This window comes from Bacillus sp. AR13-1 (assembly GCF_008042285.1).
Classification (GTDB): domain Bacteria; phylum Bacillota; class Bacilli; order Bacillales; family Bacillaceae_G; genus Bacillus_A; species Bacillus_A mycoides.
In genome coordinates this window covers 448,049-469,474 of record NZ_QNUA01000010.1, presented here as the reverse complement: position 1 = coordinate 469,474, position 21,426 = coordinate 448,049, and the positions used below count along the sequence as shown (strand labels likewise).

Annotated in this window: 22 protein-coding genes and 1 tRNA gene; 17 read left to right on the top strand and 6 right to left on the bottom strand. The window is 36.5% G+C overall.

From position 1 onward, the window contains the following. The first annotated feature begins 133 nt into the window (after positions 1 to 133). Positions 134 to 841, top strand: a complete 708-nt coding sequence (locus DN408_RS10605; protein WP_002129129.1) for a tRNA (adenine(22)-N(1))-methyltransferase — start codon at positions 134 to 136, stop codon at positions 839 to 841. Continuing rightward, on the top strand, positions 838 to 1,959 hold the full coding sequence (locus DN408_RS10600; protein WP_002129128.1) for a Nif3-like dinuclear metal center hexameric protein: 1,122 nt from the start codon (positions 838 to 840) through the stop codon (positions 1,957 to 1,959). Before DN408_RS10605 ends, DN408_RS10600 begins: the two co-directional genes overlap by 4 nt. A gap of 40 nt (positions 1,960 to 1,999) precedes the next feature. Here DN408_RS10600 and DN408_RS10595 read toward each other — a convergent pair whose 3' ends face one another. Both DN408_RS10595 and vrrA read right to left on the bottom strand, forming a co-directional pair. Then, complete coding sequence (locus DN408_RS10595; RefSeq protein WP_002067184.1) at positions 2,000 to 2,950, bottom strand: 4-hydroxy-3-methylbut-2-enyl diphosphate reductase; 951 nt, start codon at positions 2,948 to 2,950, stop codon at positions 2,000 to 2,002. 89 nt (positions 2,951 to 3,039) lie between these two features. Beyond that, entirely contained in the window at positions 3,040 to 3,765 is a 726-nt protein-coding gene (gene vrrA, locus DN408_RS10590; protein ID WP_002184950.1) for a VrrA/YqfQ family protein, read from the bottom strand. Positions 3,766 to 3,944: 179 nt separating this feature from the next. On the opposite strand from vrrA, the gene DN408_RS10585 reads away from it, so the two are divergent. Together DN408_RS10585 and DN408_RS10580 are read left to right on the top strand one after the other, a co-directional pair. Beyond that, positions 3,945 to 5,255 carry a DEAD/DEAH box helicase gene (locus tag DN408_RS10585; protein WP_002015172.1) on the top strand — a complete coding sequence of 437 codons (1,311 nt, stop codon included), beginning with the start codon at positions 3,945 to 3,947 and terminating at the stop codon, positions 5,253 to 5,255. A gap of 250 nt (positions 5,256 to 5,505) precedes the next feature. Beyond that, a complete protein-coding gene (locus DN408_RS10580; protein ID WP_078177908.1) occupies positions 5,506 to 6,402 on the top strand; it encodes a deoxyribonuclease IV in 897 nt (298 codons plus the stop codon). Positions 6,403 to 6,421: 19 nt separating this feature from the next. Here the strand turns inward: DN408_RS10580 and DN408_RS10575 are convergent, their stop codons facing one another. After that, positions 6,422 to 6,676 (bottom strand): DUF2624 domain-containing protein, encoded by a 255-nt coding sequence (locus DN408_RS10575; RefSeq protein WP_002088657.1) that lies wholly within the window; start codon positions 6,674 to 6,676, stop codon positions 6,422 to 6,424. A gap of 151 nt (positions 6,677 to 6,827) precedes the next feature. Between DN408_RS10575 and DN408_RS10570 the strand changes: the two genes are divergently transcribed. The 4 genes from DN408_RS10570 (at position 6,828) to DN408_RS10555 (ending at position 9,917) form a co-directional block, all read left to right on the top strand. After that, positions 6,828 to 7,706, top strand: a complete 879-nt coding sequence (locus tag DN408_RS10570) for a YitT family protein (protein WP_002015168.1) — start codon at positions 6,828 to 6,830, stop codon at positions 7,704 to 7,706. A 180-nt stretch (positions 7,707 to 7,886) separates the two neighbouring features. After that, entirely contained in the window at positions 7,887 to 8,657 is a 771-nt protein-coding gene (locus DN408_RS10565) for a metal ABC transporter ATP-binding protein (RefSeq protein ID WP_002015167.1), read from the top strand. Continuing rightward, positions 8,657 to 9,490 (top strand): metal ABC transporter permease, encoded by an 834-nt coding sequence (locus DN408_RS10560; RefSeq protein ID WP_002015165.1) that lies wholly within the window; start codon positions 8,657 to 8,659, stop codon positions 9,488 to 9,490. The genes DN408_RS10565 and DN408_RS10560 overlap by 1 nt, the downstream gene beginning before the upstream one ends. A 13-nt stretch (positions 9,491 to 9,503) precedes the next feature. Then, complete coding sequence (locus tag DN408_RS10555) at positions 9,504 to 9,917, top strand: Fur family transcriptional regulator (protein WP_078177932.1); 414 nt, start codon at positions 9,504 to 9,506, stop codon at positions 9,915 to 9,917. An 84-nt stretch (positions 9,918 to 10,001) separates the two neighbouring features. Here the strand turns inward: DN408_RS10555 and ispG are convergent, their stop codons facing one another. The 3 genes from ispG to yqgB all read right to left on the bottom strand — a co-directional run bounded on the left by ispG (position 10,002) and on the right by yqgB (position 12,469). Next, entirely contained in the window at positions 10,002 to 11,099 is a 1,098-nt protein-coding gene (gene ispG / locus DN408_RS10550; protein WP_012261716.1) for a flavodoxin-dependent (E)-4-hydroxy-3-methylbut-2-enyl-diphosphate synthase, read from the bottom strand. Between the two features lie 165 nt (positions 11,100 to 11,264). Further along, positions 11,265 to 11,636 carry a hypothetical protein gene (locus DN408_RS31355; protein WP_002088653.1) on the bottom strand — a complete coding sequence of 124 codons (372 nt, stop codon included), beginning with the start codon at positions 11,634 to 11,636 and terminating at the stop codon, positions 11,265 to 11,267. A gap of 65 nt (positions 11,637 to 11,701) precedes the next feature. Beyond that, positions 11,702 to 12,469 (bottom strand): protein YqgB, encoded by a 768-nt coding sequence (yqgB, locus tag DN408_RS10540; protein WP_002184951.1) that lies wholly within the window; start codon positions 12,467 to 12,469, stop codon positions 11,702 to 11,704. A 239-nt stretch (positions 12,470 to 12,708) separates the two neighbouring features. Between yqgB and DN408_RS10535 the strand changes: the two genes are divergently transcribed. From DN408_RS10535 to pstB, 9 genes are all read left to right on the top strand, one after another. Further along, positions 12,709 to 12,782, top strand: a tRNA-Ile gene (locus DN408_RS10535). Positions 12,783 to 13,005: 223 nt separating this feature from the next. Continuing rightward, on the top strand, positions 13,006 to 13,617 hold the full coding sequence (sodA, locus tag DN408_RS10530) for a superoxide dismutase [Mn] (RefSeq protein ID WP_001052029.1): 612 nt from the start codon (positions 13,006 to 13,008) through the stop codon (positions 13,615 to 13,617). Positions 13,618 to 13,739: 122 nt separating this feature from the next. After that, a complete protein-coding gene (locus DN408_RS10525; RefSeq protein WP_002015154.1) occupies positions 13,740 to 15,017 on the top strand; it encodes an MFS transporter in 1,278 nt (425 codons plus the stop codon). Between the two features lie 109 nt (positions 15,018 to 15,126). Beyond that, on the top strand, positions 15,127 to 17,262 hold the full coding sequence (locus DN408_RS10520; protein ID WP_002184953.1) for a peptidoglycan D,D-transpeptidase FtsI family protein: 2,136 nt from the start codon (positions 15,127 to 15,129) through the stop codon (positions 17,260 to 17,262). Positions 17,263 to 17,419: 157 nt separating this feature from the next. Next, positions 17,420 to 17,554, top strand: a complete 135-nt coding sequence (locus DN408_RS31945; RefSeq protein ID WP_255449076.1) for a hypothetical protein — start codon at positions 17,420 to 17,422, stop codon at positions 17,552 to 17,554. A 230-nt stretch (positions 17,555 to 17,784) separates the two neighbouring features. Continuing rightward, positions 17,785 to 18,702 (top strand): PstS family phosphate ABC transporter substrate-binding protein, encoded by a 918-nt coding sequence (locus DN408_RS10515; RefSeq protein WP_002190684.1) that lies wholly within the window; start codon positions 17,785 to 17,787, stop codon positions 18,700 to 18,702. Between the two features lie 27 nt (positions 18,703 to 18,729). After that, a complete protein-coding gene (gene pstC / locus DN408_RS10510; RefSeq protein ID WP_002167664.1) occupies positions 18,730 to 19,680 on the top strand; it encodes a phosphate ABC transporter permease subunit PstC in 951 nt (316 codons plus the stop codon). A 1-nt stretch (position 19,681) separates the two neighbouring features. Next, entirely contained in the window at positions 19,682 to 20,548 is an 867-nt protein-coding gene (gene pstA / locus DN408_RS10505; RefSeq protein WP_002167665.1) for a phosphate ABC transporter permease PstA, read from the top strand. A gap of 28 nt (positions 20,549 to 20,576) precedes the next feature. Next, positions 20,577 to 21,392 (top strand): phosphate ABC transporter ATP-binding protein, encoded by an 816-nt coding sequence (gene pstB / locus DN408_RS10500; RefSeq protein WP_002088644.1) that lies wholly within the window; start codon positions 20,577 to 20,579, stop codon positions 21,390 to 21,392. Positions 21,393 to 21,426 lie beyond the last annotated feature (34 nt).

Sequence of the window (21,426 nt, the reverse complement as noted above, 5' to 3'; positions counted from 1 at the left end):
AAGGCTTGTTTTTCTATACTATCTAAAATACGATTAGTAATAGAGAATTGAAGTATTGTTATGGACTTGCAACAACTACTATAAATTCATTATCATGGAGACAGACTGAGAAGAGAAGGAGTAATGGAAATACATGAATGAAGTAAAGCTTTCGAAACGATTAGAAGAAGTTGTGAGGGAGATTCCGGTAGGCTCTACAGTAGCTGATATTGGATCGGATCATGCGTATTTACCGTGTTATACAATTATAAATAATATTGCTACAAAAGCAGTTGCAGGAGAGGTTGTAGATGGACCGTTTCGCTCTGCACAAGCAACTGTAGCTGAAAGTGGCTTACAAGATAAAGTAGACGTTCGTAAAGGGAATGGATTAGCTGTTATAGTGCCAGGAGAAGTAGATGTTATTACGATTGCTGGTATGGGTGGAGCGTTAATTCGTGACATTTTAGAAAGTGGTAAAGAAAAATTAGAAGGTGTAACACGTTTAATCTTACAGCCGAATATTGCAGCACACCATATCCGTGAATGGTTTATTGAAAATGGATGGGAGCTTATCCGTGAGAAAATTGTAATAGAAGACGGAAAGATTTACGAGATTTTAGTCGGAGAGCGAGGAGATACTGCAGTACCTTACTCTGAAAATAAACAAGCTGAATTGTTTATGGGTCCATTTTTAATAAAAGAAAAAAGTGAAGCTTTTGTTGAAAAGTGGGAAGGGGAATTGAAAAACTTCCAAAATATTTTAAAACAGTTAGAACGTGCAGCAGAGTCTGAAGAGACAAAAGCGAAGCGTGCAGAAGTAGAAGCGAAAATGAAAATGATAGGAGAGGTTTTATCATGAGTAAAATTCCGAATGGTCATGAAATTATTTCTTTGTTTGAAGGTATGTATCCGAAGCATTTAGCGATGGAAGGGGATAAGATTGGCTTACAGATTGGAGCGCTTAATAAACCTGTCCAGCACGTATTAATCGCGTTAGATGTAACTGAGGAAGTTGTGGACGAGGCGATCCAATTAGGAGCGAATATCATTATAGCGCACCATCCTTTAATCTTTAATCCATTAAAAGCGATTCATACAGATAAGGCGTACGGAAGAATTATTGAAACGTGTATTAAAAATGATATTGCGGTTTATGCCGCACATACAAATGTAGATATTGCTAAGGGCGGGGTAAATGATTTACTTGCTGATGCGTTAGGGTTACAAAATACAGAAGTATTAGCTCCTACATATGCAGAAGAAATGAAAAAAATTGTTGTATTTGTTCCAGTAACCCATGCAGAAGAAGTGCGCAAAGCTCTTGGAGATGCGGATGCAGGTCATATCGGTAATTATAGCCACTGTACGTTCGGTAGCGAAGGGGTAGGTACGTTTATCCCTCAAGAAGGTACAAATCCTTATATCGGAGAAACTGGGCAGTTAGAACGTGTGGAAGAGATACGTGTCGAAACGATTATTCCAGCTTCATTACAAAGAAAGGTTATTAAAGCGATGTTGGCAGCCCATCCATATGAAGAAGTGGCATATGATGTATATCCGCTTGATAATAAAGGTGAAACATTAGGTCTTGGTAAAATAGGGTATTTACAAGAAGAAATGACGCTTGAGCAGTTTGCTTTACATGTGAAACAATCATTACATGTAAAGGGTGCAAGAGTTGTTGGAAAGTTAGATGATAAGGTGCGTAAAGTAGCTGTACTTGGTGGTGACGGTAATAAATATATAAACCAAGCGAAATTTAAAGGAGCAGATGTATATGTAACAGGTGATATGTATTATCATGTTGCTCACGATGCGATGATGATTGGTTTAAATATAGTCGATCCAGGACATAACGTTGAAAAAGTAATGAAGCAAGGTGTACAAAAACAATTGCAAGAAAAAGTAGATGTGAAGAAATTCAATGTACACATTCACGCTTCGCAGTTACATACAGATCCATTCACATTTGTATAAGAAAAATAAAAACCGTTGCTCATGTAGGCAACGGTTTTTATTATTGTTCTTTTTTCACTTTTACACGAGGTAGTATCTTTTGAAGTGGTACTTTTCGAATTCTTTCCCATGTAGCTGGATTCATTGGGTCATATTGATCTAAGAAAGCAATAACTTCTTTTGTAATTGGCGTTGGAGTAGAAGCACCTGCTGTAACAGCTACGTTTTCTACACCTTGTAGCCATTCTAATTGGATTTCACTTACGTCTGCAACGCGGTATGCTGTCGTACCAGCGATTTCTTGTGATACTTGTGCTAAACGGTTTGAGTTGTTACTTTTCGGATCACCGACAACAATTGTTAAATCTGCAACATCAGCTTGTTTAGCGACAGCTTCTTGGCGAACTTGAGTTGCTAAACAAATTTCCTTGTGGAATTCTGCTGTTGGGAATTTTTTCTGAATGTCCTCCATTAAATGTTGAACATCCCATTGACTCATTGTTGTTTGATTCGTAACTAAAATTTTATCCGTTGGAATTTCTAGTGTTTTTAAATCATCAGCTTTTTCGATAAGGTGAACGATATCAGGTGCGATACCAACTGCGCCTTCTGGTTCTGGATGATTTTTTTTGCCGATATAAATGACATGGTATCCTTCAGCTTTCTTTGCTTCGATAAGGTCATGTGTTTTTGTAACATCTGGACAAGTTGCATCAATTGTCGTTAAACCTTTTTCTTTTGCACGTTGTTTAACTTCTGGAGAAACACCGTGTGCAGTGAAAATAACAGTACCAGAATCGATTTTATCTAAAATTTCTAATCGACTTGGACCGTCTAATGTAATGATGCCATCCTCTTCGAAAGCATCTGTGACATGCTTATTGTGAACAATCATACCTAAAATATAAATGGGTCTCGGTAATGATTTATCTAATGCGGCGTTACGTGCAATAACCATTGCGTCAACAACACCGTAGCAATAACCACGAGGGGAAATTTTAACAATCTTCATGTGAGTAATCCTCTCCTTCTAAACAAGGGATACTTTTGTGCATAGTCCATTACATTATAAAGGAGGAGTGGATAGAAAACAAAGGATTGTTACACATATAGTTTTGGTTTTGTTGCTGATTGTTGAACGGGTTCTTTCGGAACCTCTTTTTCTATTACCGGTTCAAGCACTATTTTTTTTCGTTTCCTTTTTGGAGGTGGAGGAGGTGGAGTTGCTACCTCAACCTGTTCTGTTGCATCTTCAGTTTGATTTTCTTCCGTACTTTTTCCAGAGGTGAGGATTTTAACAATGCTTGGTAGACTACGCATAATGGGACCGTACTGTTCGACAACAGGACCGACAGATTGCACGACTTGAGATACTTTTTCGATATTATTTATCATATTAGTTGGGTTCGAAATTAAATTTGAAAAAAAACTACCGATGCCGCTGCTAGATGCCGCTGCAGTTGTAGCTGACGCAGCACCACGTGTATCATTTGATTCATACATTTGAGGTGGTATCATCTGCTCTGGATATTGCTGCATGTATGGCTGATATTGTTGTGTATATTGTTGTGTATATTGTTGTTGGTATGGCTGTTGCTGTTGATATTGGGGCGGCGGTTGTTGGTGCATCATCGGTGGCCCTTCCATTTGTCGATAAGGAGGGACCATTTGCATGAAAGGTTCGGTTGGATCGTGTTTTTTAAAGAGTTTAGCAAGGAAACCTTTCTTTTTTTGAGCCATCGGTGGTAGTTGTGGAATCGGATATGGTGTGTAAGATTGTTGTCCTCGATTCGGATACATTTGTCTTATAGGGGATTTCGGAAACATGTGGGAAATCCTCCTTTCTTCAGTTAGGTATATACACATACAATATGCAATGGAAGGAAAGAAGGTTAGTTTTTGAGATAAAAACCTAAACTAAAGATGGATTTTACTTGTAGATTTCGATATAATGTAGACTTGACTGATTTGTGCGCAGTAGAAATTTTAGAAAGAAGGTGTAACTTATGACACTACAAACTTTTACACAGTATGATTTTAAACCATTTTTAATAGATGCAGTTCGTGAACTACGCTTTACAGAGCCAACAGGAATTCAAAAGAAAATTTTCCCGGTCGTGAAAAAAGGTGTGAGTATAATTGGACAATCCCAAACTGGTTCTGGGAAAACACATGCATACTTACTTCCTACATTAAACAGAATTGATGCAAGTCGTGAAGAGGTACAACTTGTTATTACAGCGCCTACTCGTGAGTTAGCACAACAAATTTACGAAGAAATTGTGAAACTAACAAAGTTCTGTGCAGAAGATCAAATGATTACAGCACGCTGTTTAATTGGTGGAACTGATAAACAACGATCAATTGAAAAGTTGAAAAAACAACCTCATATTGTAGTTGGAACGCCAGGACGTATTAAAGATTTAGTAGAAGAAAAGGCGCTATTTGTTTATAAAGCGGATACTATTATTGTCGATGAAGCGGACTTAATGCTTGATATGGGATTCATTCAAGATGTAGATAAAATTGCGGCACGTATGCCTAAAAATCTGCAAATGTTAGTTTTCTCTGCAACAATTCCTCAAAAATTAAAACCATTTTTGAAGAAATATATGGAGAATCCAGAACATATTCATATTAATCCGAAGCAAGTTGCAGCAGGAAATATTGATCATTACCTTGTGCCTTCAAGACACCGTAATAAAACTGAATTAGTGAAAAATATGCTACTTCAATTTAAACCATATTTAGCAATTGTCTTTACAAACACAAAGAAGAAGGCTGACGAAGTAGCCGATGGATTAGCAGAACGTGGATTAAAAGTAGGGCGTATACACGGTGATTTATCACCACGTGATCGTAGAAAAATGATGAAACAAGTTCGTGATTTAGAGTTCCAATACATTGTCGCAACAGATTTGGCGGCACGCGGTATTGATATTGAAGGAATTAGCCATGTTATTAACTATGAACTTCCACCAGATTTAGATTTCTTCGTTCACCGTGTTGGAAGAACTGCACGTGCGGGTCATTCAGGTATTGCAGTGACGATTTATGATCCAGCAAATGAAGAAGCGTTAGATAGTTTGGAAAAACAACGTCATATCGAGTTTAAACATGTAGATTTACGCGGAGATGAATGGGCGGATTTAGGTGACCGTCGTCGTCGTAAGAGCCGTAAAAAACCAAGTGATGGACTAGATGTTATGGCAACAAAAGTTGTTAAGAAGCCGAAAAAAGTAAAACCAAACTATAAACGAAAACTTGCAACAGAACGTGACAAAGTGAAGAAAAAATATAGCAATAAAAAAAGATAAGGGATTTCCCTTATTTTTTTTTATTTCACTGCTTGAGAGAAAGTCGATTAATGTAGACTAATAATTAGTGAGGGGTAGAAAAAACGTTGACTAAAGTTTCGCTTTATTGGGTTAATTTAAGTATAGAGTTCAGATTGTTTGAATAGTACGTTTATTTTATGTAGTGCCTTTTGTGTGAACAAACAATTCGCTACATATTTCTACAAATTATGCTATCATTATATCTATTGTATATTGAAGAGGTGATTGTATGTTAAAGATTGGATCTCATGTTTCTATGAGTGGTAAGAAAATGTTATTAGCAGCAAGTGAAGAGGCTGTTTCATACGGTGCAACGACGTTTATGATTTATACAGGTGCACCGCAAAATACACGAAGAAAACCAATTGAAGAATTGAACATAGAAGCAGGAAGAAAACATATGGAACTAAACGGTATTGAAGAAATTATCGTACATGCGCCATACATTATTAATCTTGGGAATACGACGAAGCCAGAAACATTCCAATTAGGTGTAGACTTCCTTCGCATGGAAATTGAAAGAACATCGGCATTAGGTGTAGCGAAACAAATCGTTCTTCACCCAGGTGCGCACGTTGGTGCAGGAGCAGATGCTGGTATTCAACAAATTATTAAAGGGCTTAATGAAGTATTAACGCCAGAGCAGACGGTTAACATTGCGTTAGAAACGATGGCAGGAAAGGGAACGGAATGCGGTCGTAGCTTTGAAGAAATTGCGAAAATTATTGATGGTGTGAAATATAATGAAAAACTATCTGTATGTTTTGATACGTGTCATACGCATGATGCAGGTTATGACCTTGTAAATGATTTTGACGGTGTGTTAAACGAATTTGATAAAATTGTTGGGATAAATCGTTTACAAGTACTTCATATTAACGATAGCAAAAATGTACGCGGAGCTGGAAAAGACCGTCATGAAAATATTGGTTTGGGTCATATTGGCTATAAGGCATTGCATCAAATTGTGCATCACCCACAACTTACGCACGTACCAAAAATTCTTGAAACGCCGTATGTAGGTGAAGATAAAAAAGATAAGAAGCCACCATATAAATTAGAAATCGAAATGCTGAAAAATGGTACTTTTGATGAAGGAATTCTTGAAAAAATTAAAGAGCAATAAGGAGGGGATTTTCCCCTCCTTATTTTAATAGCTGCTGAAATAAAATATTTACTTGTTGGGCAGTGGCAGGAGTAGTTACTTTAGCGATTTGTTTTAACAAATCTAGTCGCTCGGTATTATCGTAAATGTTAATGTTTTTCCCTTTCATAAGTAAAACGATTTTATCAGCTTGTGCAGTTGTGATTGGAACTTCGTATTCTTTACTATATTTCAATAGTTCTTTTGTAGAAATATGATTTAATTTTTTGTTCACAATTTGTTTAATGAGGTTCATCGTGTTGTCCTCCTTCACACGTTCTTCTATCGAAATATATGTAAGCATAGCTTGTACATATTCGTATCAAGGTGCATTTTTTCAATGGGGAAAAGAAGCTTATGTTATAATATAAGAACAAAACTATAGATAAAGAGTATAAGGAGGACTTATGGAAAAAAAGCAACATCGAAAAGAAAGTGTTATTCATCTTGTATATCGTTTAGTTATGATTGTCTTTGGGGCAGCGTGTGCGGCGGTAGCGATTGAACTGTTTTTAATGCCAAATAAAATTATTGATGGTGGAATTATTGGTATTTCTCTTATATTAGATTATCTTACTCCTAATATTTGGTGGTTAAGCTTTTCTACTTTAGTTGTTATCCTCAACATTCCTTTTATGTACTCCGGGTATAAGCAAATTGGAAAAACATTCATGTTATCTTCAGCATTTGGAATTGTAGCTTTAGCATTTATTGAATCAACGTTGCATGCTATCCCGCCATTTACAACAGAGCCGATTTTAGCAACAGTTTTCGGCGGTCTTATTTTAGGGATTGGTGTAGGACTTGTTATTCGTCATGGTGGATCGTTAGACGGGACCGAGATTATGGGAATTCTATTAACGAAGAAATTACCGTTTTCTGTTGGTGAATTCGTAATGTTTGTGAACTTATTCATTTTTGCATGGGCAGCATTTGTTTTTGGTGTTGAACAAGCGATGTATTCTGTTATGACGTACTATATCGCATTCAAAACAATTGATACGGTAATTCAAGGATTAGACGAAACGAAAGCAGTTTTAATAGTATCGGATCAATATGAGGAAGTATCAAATGCGATTTTACACCGCCTTGGTCGTGGAACAACAAAACTTGTTGCTAAAGGTGGCTATACAGATAAAGAAAAAGAAGTTATTTATGCAGTTGTAACACGTCTGGAAGTGACGAAGTTAAAATCAATTGTGCATGAAATTGATGAAAACGCATTTGTTACGATTATGAATACACAAGAGACAAATGGTGGTAAGTTTAAATCAGCAATTCACTAAAAAGTTAATTGTAATATCTTTTGAAAGCAGAGAATTATTCTCTGCTTTTTGTTATAATAATAAGGTTTCTTGAAATAAAGAATATATTTTAGGCAGATTGGTTTACAACTATAATAAGCTGTACTATAATTCAAATAGAGATAAATCGGAATCATTCTGAATTAAAATAGGTGAGATGCTATGAATAATATATTGGAAATAGAAGGATTAACGTTTCGGTATGAAGATCGCAACGTGTTAGAAGATATTAATTTGCAAGTTCCGAAGGGAGCTTTTTTAGGTTTAGTTGGACCGAATGGTTCAGGGAAATCGACTTTACTTAAATGCTTATTGGGTGTTTTAAAACCAAAGCAAGGAAGTATTAGATTGTTTGGCATTGATAGTAAGAAATTTAAAGAGTGGAATAAAGTTGGTTATGTATCCCAAAAGGCAAGTAGCTTTAACTCAGGTTTCCCGGCAACTGTTTTCGAGGTTGTTTCAATGGGGCTCGTTTCGAAAAAAGGGCTTTTTCGCTTTTTTACGAAAGACGATAATGCGAAAGTAGAAAAAGCGATTGCTGATGTAGGTATGAGCGAGTTTCGAGGTCGCAACATTGGAGAACTTTCTGGTGGACAACAACAGCGTGTATTTATTGCTCGTGCACTTGTAAGTGATCCGGAATTGCTTATTTTGGACGAGCCTACTGTTGGGATTGATGTGAAAAATGTGGCAAGTTTTTATGAGATACTAGAGGATTTAAACAAAAGATTGGGAATTACGTTAATTCTTGTTACGCACGATATGGGTGCTGTAACAGAGAAGGTGACGCATGTTGCATGTTTGAATCAGCATTTACATTTCCATGGGAATGTAGAGAAATTCCGAGAGTTAGAAGATGCAGAAATGTCGATTTTATATGGACATCATGTTCATCGCTTAGAACATGAACATGGGCATCACGGGAGGATATAATGATACAGGATTTTTTACAATATGATTTTTTACGTAATTCCTTATACGCTGGTATTTTAATAGGGCTTGTCGCACCGCTTATCGGCGTGTTCGTTGTAATTCGCCGCATGTCGCTTATTGCGGATGCATTAAGTCATGTGACGTTATCAGGAATTGCAGCGAGTTTATTACTTGAAAAGACAATCTTTACCGGTGGGTTTTTAAACCCTTTATATATGGGGATGTTTTTTTCAATCGGTGGAGCATTGCTAATTGAAAAATTACGTACTGTATATAAACATTATCAAGAGTTAGCAATCCCGATTATACTTTCAGCAGGGATGGGGATTGGAGTTATCTTCATCTCACTTGCTAATGGATTCAATACGGATTTATTTAGTTATTTATTTGGTAGTGTAAGTGCTGTAACAAGTGCGGATTTAATTATTATTGGTATAGTAGCAATTGTTGTTATTGCGACGATTGTTTTATTATACAAAGAGTTGTTTTTACTATCATTTGATGAGGAATACGCTGTATCAACCGGTTTAAGTGCAAAGTGGATTCACTTTATCTTCATTATATTAGTTGCTCTTGTAATTGCGGTATCAATGCGTGTTGTAGGTGTTCTTCTCGTATCATCTTTAATGACGTTACCAGTTGCAGCAAGTATTCGTATTGCAAAAGGATTTAAACAAACAATTTTCTTTTCCATTTTATTTGGTGAAATTGCAGTAATTGGTGGAATGTTTGCTTCGTATCAACTTGATTTAGCTCCAGGTGGTACAATTGTTATGATAGCGGTTCTTATTTTAATTGGTGCAATTTTATGGAAAAAGAAAAAAACTGCATAAAGTAGGGATAGGTATGAATCTAACAGAAGCTTTACGCCTAATGAAGGAAAAGGGATACAAACATACAGGGAAAAGGGAAGAAATGCTGAGATTATTCGCAGCTCATAATCGTTATTTAACTGCGAAAGATGTTTTAGAGCATATGAAGGGTGATTATCCAGGACTTAGTTTTGATACGATTTATCGTAACTTAACGGTTTTTGCTGAAGTCGGTGTTTTAGAGAAAACGGAATTAAATGGTGAAAAGCATTTCCGTTTTACATGCTCCATTATGGAACATCATCATCATTTCATTTGTTTAGATTGTGGTGGTACAAAAGAGATTAATTCCTGCCCGATGGATTTTATGAATAAAGATTTTAAAGGTTATGAGGTAACGGGGCATAAGTTTGAAATATATGGTCGTTGCCCAAAATGTGCAAAATGAGAGGGCTCGTCAGTTATATAACTGACGAGTTTTTAATTTGAATGTAAAAAAAGGTTGCTCACAAAAATTGTGGCAACCTTCTTTTTATTGTTCTTGTTTTTCTTTTTCTCGTTCGGCAGCCATTTCAGCAGCGATTACATCAATTTCTTTTTTCAGTTCTTCTACCATTGTTTCTTCTGGTACTTTACGAACGACTTGCCCTTTACGGAATAATAAACCTTCTCCGCGTGCACCGGCAATACCGATGTCAGCTTCACGAGCTTCACCAGGACCGTTTACGGCACAGCCGAGTACTGCAACCTTAATTGGAACTTTAAGTGTGGAGATGTATTCTTCGACTTCATTAGCAATGCTAATTAGGTCGATTTCAATACGACCACAAGTTGGACAAGAAATAAGTGTTGCGGCATTAGATGCAAGACCGAATGATTTTAATAGTTCACGTGCAACTTTTACTTCTTCAACTGGATCAGCGCTTAAAGAGATACGAAGTGTATTTCCGATGCCTTTACTTAAAATTGCTCCAAGACCGGCGGCGCTTTTTACAGTCCCAGCAAACAATGTTCCTGATTCTGTAATACCTAAATGTAATGGATAATCAAAAGCGCGAGCAGCTTTTTCGTATGCTTCAATTGCTAAGTTAACATCAGAGGCTTTCATTGATACGATAATATCGTGGAAATCTAAGTCCTCTAAAATTTTAATATGGTGCAGTGCGCTCTCGACCATACCATCAGCAGTTGGATATCCATACTTTTCTAAAATATGACGTTCTAATGAGCCGGCATTTACACCGATACGGATTGGAATGCCACGCTCTTTCGCTGCATTTACAACAGCTTCTACTTTATGGCGACGTCCAATGTTACCTGGATTGATACGTACTTTATCAATGCCGCCTTCGATTGCTTTTAAAGCAAGGCGGTAATCAAAATGAATATCAGCAACAAGTGGAATGTTGATTTGTTTTTTAATATCAGCAATAGCATTTGCTGCGCGTTCGTCTGGAACAGCAACACGAACAACTTGACAGCCAGCTTCTTCTAAACGTTTAATTTCAGCAACTGTAGCCTCAACATCATGCGTTTTTGTTGTCGTCATACTTTGTATAATTAATTCATTGTTACCGCCAATTGTTAAATTACCGACTTTAACTGGACGTGTTTTTGTGCGTTGAGTCATTTCATTCACGAATTGATCGCTCTCCTTATAAAAGAAGTTTCTTATTTTAGTCCCTTACATCAATGATAGTATGTGTGAGAAAGGGCTATAGAAACCAAAGTACTCGGTTTCACTTTTACTATTGTATCAGCGCCTTTATGTAATTGACAAGGATTAAGTGATTGCTTATTGATATAAGGGGAATTTATAAGACTTTCCAACTTGGATTTTTGTAGCAGATGTATTTTTATTTAATTGCTTAAAATCATCAATTACTTTTTCAATAGAAGGAATTTTTTTCTTATTAATCGCTTCTGTAATAGAAAGAACTGTATCGCCAGTTTTTACTTCGATTGCTTTATAAGCTGTATCCGTTTCTTTTTCTTTTTCTGTTTCTTTCTCTTTATTTTGTTTTGTATCTGTATTTTCTTTTTTTATCGTTTGGGCAGCAGATGTTTTTTTGTATGAACTTAACATCGGTAAAGTACCGATTTTTATGTCGTAATAAAATATATAACCGAGGACAAGCACGAATAAGAGTACACCTAATCTCTTCATATCCTTCACTCCTTTGCTAGGAATATATGCTTGTCCAAAAAAAAAATGCCTATTTAGGCATTTTTTTATAGTTCTTGTTTTTCTTTCGGCTTTGGAACTTCTTTAATTGTTAAGTATAGAACGATTAAAACAACTGCAATGTAAATGAATGTTGCGCCAGGTACGTTTATTTTGCATAAATCCATAATCATAAAGAAGATTGTTGGAATTGTGTAGCTGTAAGCAGTTAATGTCCAAACTTGTTTATAAGATAATTTGCGTTGACCGCTCATCGCAGAACCGATGAAGGCAAGCAATGTAACTCCTACAAAGGTAATAAATAATTGGAACAAGTACAGTAAGAACCCAATAACGAATAATAAGATTGGATAAATACTGTCAAATAACGAAATGAAATCTTGTAAATCTTTTTTCTCAAGAGATGCGCCTAATAAGTCATTATAGGAGTATGTTTGTGTTTGACCATTCCCCATGGAGACTACTTTATCTTTTAAAACAAATAAACCTGTTTTATTTTGATATTTTTCTAAGTCTGTTGAATTTGGATCAAATACGAAAAGGGCATTTCCATCTTCTTTTTCGATAGGTTGATCAATATCAGCTGTTAGCTCGCCATTTTCAATTTTAAAATCAGGTAAATCTTTTTCGATTACTTTATTTACCATGTTAACACCATCTTGAATAACGCTACCGTACAAGAAAGTTCTTGGAATAGTAGTGATTAGGCAAAGAAGCATAATATACAAAATGGTTTTACCGATTTTTTGAAAACGGAAAAGCGCCATATCTTTAGGCGAATATACGCTTTTTGCTAGCTGTGTAAAAATGGACATAGATTCACTTCCTTTATGTATGTATAAAATCATTGTAACGTACGAATCTAGAGAAGCTCAAGATATATTATATTCACATATAGTAGAGAGGACTAAATTCCTTCTTATTAATTTACTTCTTTTAGTAGAGAAAAATACAATTGACACTTTTCTTTCGTATATGGTAAATTTATCTTACATTTTTCAAACGATATATCCGATTGGAATTTAGTTGTTTTTAATGGTACATACATAATCGTGGACCCTTAGCTCAGTTGGTTAGAGCAGACGGCTCATAACCGTCCGGTCGTAGGTTCGAGTCCTACAGGGTCCATATCCATTTCATATGTTTATTATGTCAGCAGGAAGCTTCCTTGTAGAAGGAAGCTTTTTTTCGGAATATATGAGCATTTTAATTGAAAAGAAGTGGGAATTTTGCTACTTTAATGATAGCAAGACAAAGCGATTTATTTGTTTGCACCCTATGGCAATTAGGGTAGAATGAAGTTGTAGGTCACATATGTAGTGACAATACATAAACCGGGAGGAATATAACAATGGCAAAACACGAATTACCAAATTTACCTTATGCGTATGATGCTTTAGAACCTCACTTTGATAAAGAAACAATGAACATCCATCATACAAAACATCACAACACGTATATTACAAACTTAAACGCTGCTTTAGAAGGTCATGCAGAATTAGCTGACAAAAGCGTTGAAGAATTAGTTGCAAACTTAAACGAAGTACCTGAAGCAATCCGTACAGCAGTACGTAACAATGGTGGCGGACATGCTAACCATACATTCTTCTGGACAATCCTATCTCCAAACGGCGGGGGACAACCAGTAGGCGAACTTGCAACTGCGATTGAAGCGAAATTCGGTAGCTTCGATGCATTCAAAGCAGAATTCGCAAAAGCTGGCGCAACTCGCTTCGGTTCTGGTTGGGCTTGGTTAGTAGTAAACAATGGTGAGTTAGAAGTAACAAGCACTCCAAACCAAGATTCTCCTCTAACTGAAGGTAAAACTCCAGTTATCGGTTTAGATGTTTGGGAGCATGCTTACTACTTAAATTACCAAAACCGTCGTCCTGACTACATCGGTGCATTCTGGAACGTTGTAGATTGGAACGTTGCTGAAAAACTTTACCAAGAAGCAAAATAATTAAAGTTAATACAGCTAGAAAAAAGCTAGGGGGTTTTCTCCTAGCTTTTTTCTATGTTCTCCTTTTACATAATTGAGCTTGTTTTTGGAAGACTAGAACATGAAGTAAAGGAGAGTTGTGTATGAAGTGGAAACATGTAATCGGTGATGTTGAAGTGAATCGGGATTTAGTATTATTGCTCGTTATAGGAGGTTTATACACGCTCGCAATTTCTTTATCGAATACGTTTGTAAACATTTATTTATGGAAGCAAACACAAAATTATGTGAATCTGGGCTTGTATAATTTGGCCAGCGTTGTATTGCAGCCTCTAACATTTCTTGTGGGCGGGAAATTAGCGAAACGTATTGATCGCTCGATTTTATTGAGAATCGGTGTAGGCACGTTAGCTGTTTTTTTTATCGTCGTTTTAGTAGCGGGAAAAAGTGCATCTCACTATATTTTATTAATGGGAGCCCTTTTAGGAGTTGGTTACGGTTTTTATTGGCTCGCTTTTAACTTGTTAACATTTGAGATTACAGAACCAGAAACAAGAGATTTTTTTAACGGTTTTCTAGGACTTCTTACATCGTTCTCTGGAATGATTGGACCGATAGCAGCAGGATATACAATTTCACGTATGGAAAAATGGAGTGGTTATACTGTCGTTTTCTTCCTCTCGTTAATGCTATTTGCGGTTGCAGTCGTTCTAAGCTTTTTTTTATCGAAGAGGGAATGTGAAGGACGCTATGAAATTGTGCAAGTATTGAAAGAGCGGCAAGTTGATGAAAACTGGGGAAGAATTACGCGCGCTCATTTCTTCCAAGGTTTGAGAGAGGGAACGTTTATTTTCGTTATTTCGGTATATGTCTATTTAGCATCTGGTAGCGAGTTAGCACTAGGGAAATATAGTTTAGTGAATTCTGCAGTATCATTTGTATGCTATTATTTAGTTGCTCGTATGTTAAAGAAAGAATGGCGAAAAAAAGCAATTTTACTTGGCGGTATTATTTTATACGCGGTTGTATTTTTAGTTATTTTTAATGTTACATATACGAAATTACTTATTTATGCAGCATGTATTGCGGTTGCATATCCTATTTTACTCGTTCCGTACGGCTCCATGACATACGATGTAATTGGTAGAGCAAAACAGGCGAGAGAATGGCGTGTAGAATATATAGTGGTCAGGGAATTATGGTTAAATGCTGGAAGAATTTGTTCCATTTTAAGTTTTTTATGTGCTGTCATATTTTTTCCGCCTGAAAAAAGTTTACCTTTCTTACTATGTATTTTAGGAGCTGGACATTTCCTTATTTATTTTGCAGTTAAAAATGTCAAATATGATGAGGGGAATGTGAACAAAACCAGTGTTGTAGCGCAAGGGAGCACACAGAATCAAACTGAACCAGAAGGTTAACTTATCGCGTGTTTTATGCTAGAATAGAAAAAGATGTAAGACAGCAGTGAGGGCACCTGTATGAAGGTGTCCCTTTCACATTACATAGCTGTTGGTAGAGGGGGTTTGTATGAGCAAGAAGCAGAAAAAGAACCAGACAAAGAAAAAAAACCACGTTCCCTTTCGGTTAAACGTGTTGTTTTTTTGCGTGTTTTTAATGTTCTCCGCGGTTATTGTAAGGCTTGGATACGTACAAATTGTTCGTGGTGAGGAATATAAAAATGAAGTTGAGAAAAAAGAAAATTCAACGATAAGCAATCCTGTACCACGCGGGAAAATATTTGATCGTAATGGAGAAGCGGTCGTAGATAATGAGCCTATTCGTACAATTACATTTACAAAAATGAAGGGATCAACTGCAGCAGATCGCTTAGAAACGGCGAAAAAGTTAGCAGATTTAATTGAAGTCCCAACAGATAAGTTAACAGATCGCGATAAGAAAGATTATTGGCTTGCTTTACATAAAGAAGAAGCAGAAGCAAAAATCACAAAAAAAGATCGTGAAGATTTTAAAGCGAATAAAATTGAAGATAAAGAACTAGATGAACGTCAACGAAATCGTGTAACAGAAGAAGAGATTAATCAATTGTCAGCAAAAGATTTAGAAATATTGGCGATCAAAAGTAAGATGGAAAGCGGATATGCAATGACGCCGCAAATCGTTAAAAAAGGTGCAACAGAAGAAGAATACGCGATTATTAGTGAAAATTTGGCAAAATTGCCAGGTGTAGATACAAATGTCGACTGGGAACGAAAATATAAGTATGATGATATGTTCCGAAGTGTACTTGGTGGTGTAACTTCTTCTGATGAAGGGTTACCGAGAGAAAGATTAGATTACTATCTTGTTCGTGATTATAATCGTAATGATCGCGTAGGAAAAAGTTACCTTGAGCAACAGTACGAAGATAGTTTACACGGCACAAAAGCTGAAGTTAGAAATGTTACAGATAAAGATGGTAATATTTTAGAAACTATTAATGTGTCACAAGGACAACGAGGTAACGACCTGAATTTAACAATCGATATGGAATTACAAAAGCGCGTAGAAGAAATTCTTACGAAAAACTTAATGAGATTTAAAGGGAGCGAACCTCTTTTAGACCGTGCATTCGTTGTAATGATGAACCCGAAAAATGGTGAAGTTTTATCTATGGCGGGGAAACAATTAGTGGATAAAGACGGCGAAACGAAAGTAGAAGATTTTGCATTAGGAACGATGACGAGTTCGTATCCGATGGGTTCAACTGTAAAAGGTGCGACAGTACTTACGGGATATCAAACTGGCGCGATTCAACCTGGATCTGTACAGTTAGATGAACCAATTAAATTAAAAGGTACACAAACAAAATCATCATGGAAAACGATGGGATACATTAATGACCTGACAGCGTTAAAAATGTCTTCAAACGTTTATATGTTTAAAACAGCGATGAATATCGCTGGGGTTCCATATGTGCGAGGCGGTACGTTAGATATACCACAAAAATCATATGATACTATGCGTTACTATTTCGGTCAATTTGGACTTGGTGTAAAAACTGGCATTGATTTACCGAATGAAACGGCTGGACAAAGAGGTAGAACAGATCAGATACCAGGTTTCTTATTAGATTTATCAATTGGACAGTATGATACGTATACACCACTTCAATTAGCACAATATATTTCGACGATTGCGAATGGTGGATATCGTATGCAACCGCAAGTTGTAAAGGAAATACGTCAGCCATCGGCGAAGCCAGAGGAAGTTGGAAAAGTTGTTCAATCAATGGAACCGAAAGTATTAAATCGCATTGATATGCCTGAATCGCAAATTAAACGTGTACAAGAAGGATTTAGACAAGTGTATAACGATACAGGTGGTACAGCTACAAAATACTTTGCAGGCGCACCATATAAAGCAGCTGGGAAAACAGGTACAGCTCAAACTGTATATGGCGGAGATAAAGAGATTGGTAGAAATGCAAAAGGTGAGCGTCGTGAAACATATAATTTAACATTAGTAGGTTATGCGCCACTTGAAGATCCAGAAGTAGCATTTTCTGTTGTTGTACCATGGGTACATGATGATAAAACAGGAATTAACGGATATATTGGTCGTGAAATTATGGATGCTTATTTTGAGTTAAAACAACAAGCAATAACTGGTGAAGCTCCAAAAGATGAAAAAGAGAAAAAAAATAAAAATCAAGATGATGAATAAAAAAGTTGTAAAAAAAGCACACTATCTGAAAAGATAGTGTGCTTTTTTTTATGCCTTACGCATATGGTTTAGTAAATGTGGACAAGCATAAAATATTGAAAAAACATGTAGTTTCAAAAACGATGAACACAACAAGATTAGTGCATACGCTCTAAGTTTGTCTTGTGTGATAGGCGATAGCAGTTTTATCCCGCGTTTGAGGGCGGTAAAACTCCCACCTCAAAATTCAGCTGGAGCAAAGAAGTTAGGTGGGAGCCCTGCTGCCCGTAAACGCCCGATTGGTGAGGGCTAATAATCAGTGGGGGGATGAACAAAACCCCCACTGATTAAAGTTTCGCTTTATGGATGATTAGAAAATTTCCTGCATCTAAAGTACAAAAGTGAAAATAAAGTTTGTGTATACAGTTGTTTTTGTGGGACTTTACAAAACTTTTACAAATAATTAAAACCGAATTAATAGTTTAGCAGTATTCTTATATCTGTAATCCTGTTATTTCCGGTTACTTCTAGGAGGAAGAACACGTGAAATGGATGAGCGCATCGATTAAAGTTTTGACATTATCGACATGTTTCCTTTGTTTTAATATGTCTACTGCATTCGCTACAAATGAAATGGGAGAAGTGAGAGTTGATGGATCCTCAACGGTTTTCCCCATTATAGAGGCAGTAGCAGAGGAATATACAAAGGCCCATCCAAACGTGAAAATTTCTATTAGTATTTCTGGGACAGGGGGAGGATTTAATCGTTTCAGTAAAGGAGAAGTAGATATAAACAATGCTTCGAGATTGATGAAACCGGTAGAAGAAAATGCAATGCAGAAAAAATTCATTCAATTTACACCATTTGAGGTTGCTTATGACGGTCTAACGATTGTTGTGAATCGTCAAAATACGTGGGTAAACAATATGACGATAGACGAGTTACGTCTATTATGGAGTGAAAATGGAAGATTGAAACGATGGTCACAAATTCATTCATCATGGCCTCGTGAACAAGTTAAATTTTATGCGCCAGGCGTAGACTCTGGTACTTATGATTATTTCCAAAATGTTGTCTTACAAAATAATCGCCTTGTAAAAACGGTTTCTTTGTCTGAAGACGATCAAGTTATTATGCAAGGGGTAATGAATGATAAAAATGCCATTGCTTTTGTAGGATATGCTTATTATATGGCCAATCGAGATAAGGTAAAAGCAATACAGGTGGATGGTGTATTTCCAACGAAAGAGACCATTCAGTCGGGTACGTATAAGCCATTATCTAGGCCGCTATTTACGTATGTGAATCATGCATCTATCAGAAATAAAATTAATGTAGCAAATTATGTTGAGTTTATGATTAAGCATGTTGGAAGCCTTGCTGAAGAGGTCGGATATGTAAAATTACCAAAAGAAAAATATAATGAACAGCTGCGAATGTTAACAGAAATAAAAAGGTAATGTCAGGGTGGAAAGGGGTTTTCATCTTTGGCTCATAATGACAAAAGTCAAATTACATTTTCTGTACAACATTTGATTGAGAGAAATACAAATAGAAGAAAAAAAACGCAGCGAATCAATCGAATTGTTCCGTTAATACTAAAAGCCATTGCTAGCGTGTCCATTGTAACGACACTTGGAATTATTATTACGTTGGCAAATGAAACAATCATGTTTTTTCAAAAGATATCATTGTATTCTTTTTTGACAGAGAAGGAATGGTTACCTTTTTTTGAAGATCCAAAATTCGGTATATTACCACTTATATGTGGAACAATCCTTGTAACAGCAATTGCCATGTTCGTAGCAATTCCTATTGGTTTAGGTTGTGCCGTGTTTTTAAGCGAATACGCTTCGAATGGCGCTCGGAAAATATTAAAACCGTTGTTAGAGCTACTAGCAGGCATCCCGACAATTGTATATGGTTTTTTCGCGTTAACAGTTGTCACACCACTTTTACAACGGGTTATACCAGATTTGCAGTTTTTTAATGCTATTAGTCCAGGTATTGTTATAGGGTTTATGATGATACCGACGATTGCGTCTCTCTCTGAAGATGCGATGAGAGCTGTAGCGAAAGGAATTAAAGAAGCCTCATTAGCGCTAGGAGCAACTCGTTTTGAGATGGTAAAACAAGTGGTGTTTCCATCGGCTTTTACGGGCATAATGGCAGCGATTATATTAGCAGCTTCCAGGGCAATTGGTGAAACGATGATTGTTGTTATTGCAGCTGGATCAACACCTAATGTATCGATAGATCCGACTCATTCTATTCAAACATTAACAGCCTATATTGTACAAGTGAGTTTAGGTGATGCTCCGCACGGAACGATTACTTATTACAGCATGTATGCTGTAGGTGCAACGTTATTTATGTTTACTTTTATTATGAATATCATTTCGCAATATATTATGCGCCGTTTTAGGAGGGTGACATAATATGCGAATGTTAAACCATAAGAACATACAAGAAAATATGGCATCTCGTTTTTTAAAGGATCGGATTTACAAGTGTTTGTTTTATATAGCAATTTTGTTTTCAGTAGTAATACTTTTTATATTGCTTTTTCAAATTTTTGAAAAAGGTATAAGTTATCTTTCAATAGATTTCTTTACAAACTTCGCCTCACGTAATCCGAGAGAAGCTGGGATTGTCGCTGCTTTGTCAGGGACAATACTATTTATGAGCATTGTTATACCAGTCTCTTTTATATTTGGAGTCGGAACAGCTCTTTATTTAGAGCATTATGCGAAGGAGTCCGTTTTTAAAAAGTTAATTGAATTAAATAATCAAACATTAGCAGGGGTACCTTCCGTTGTGTTTGGTTTACTCGGGTTAACTATTTTCGTATACGCTCTCCATTTGGGAGAGAGCATAATGGCAGCGGCACTGACGATGAGTTTACTCGTCTTACCAACTGTTGTTGTAGCTAGTCAAGAAGCGATTAGAACTGTGCCGAGCTCATTACTAGAGGCTTCTTACGGATTAGGTGCTACGAAATGGCAAACGATGTATCGAATTGTATTGCCAGTCGCTTTGCCAGGGATTGTAACGGGATGTACGTTAGCGGTATCGAGAGCAATTGGTGAGGCAGCACCATTATTAGTTATTGGGGCCCTTGCCTTTGCAAATTATGTTCCGTTCAGTATGTTTGATAGATTTACGGTTTTACCAATTCAAATTTTTAATTGGATGAGTAGACCACAAGAAGAATTTCAGTATGTAGCAGCAGCTGGGATGATTGTTTTGCTAGGATTGTTGCTCTTTATAAATATATTTGTCTTATGGTTACGAAATCGAAAATAAGTTGGAAGTGGATGAAAGGGGAATTCAAATGGTAGCAACAGTAGTAAATGTACAGGTGAAAAATGAGAAAAAGATTGAGACAGCACCAAAAAAAATAGTATTTGATACGAAAAATTTAAATTTATGGTACGGAGAAGACCATGCTTTAAAAGATATCAACTTAAGTATTCATGAGAATGAAGTAACAGCGATTATCGGTCCGAGTGGTTGTGGGAAATCAACATACTTAAAAACGCTAAATCGTATGGTAGAGTTAGTGCCTATCGTTCGAACTACGGGCGTTATCGAATATAGAGAACGAAACATATTTGATAAATCATATCCGGTTGAAGAATTACGTACGCATGTGGGTATGGTGTTCCAAAAGCCAAATCCATTCCCAAAATCTATTTATGAAAATGTAGCATATGGTCCGAAAATCCATGGTGTTCGTGACAAAAAAACACTTGATGAAATTGTTGAAAATAGCTTGCGCGGCGCAGCTATTTGGGATGAGTTAAAAGATCGTTTGCATGATAATGCATACGGTTTATCTGGTGGTCAGCAACAACGTCTATGCATTGCACGCTGCTTAGCGATTGAGCCAGACGTAATTTTAATGGATGAGCCAACATCGGCGCTAGATCCAATTTCAACATCAAAAGTAGAAGAATTAATTCAGGAGTTAAAGAAAGATTTTAGTATTGTTATCGTAACGCACAACATGCAACAAGCAGCACGAATTTCAGATAAAACTGCTTTCTTCTTAAGTGGAGAAGTTGTGGAATATACAGATACGAACAAATTATTTACAACACCTGCAGATAAGCGTACAGAAGACTACATTACAGGACGATTTGGTTGATATCGCTAGCAAGGCTAAGAGTAAATGCCCTCTT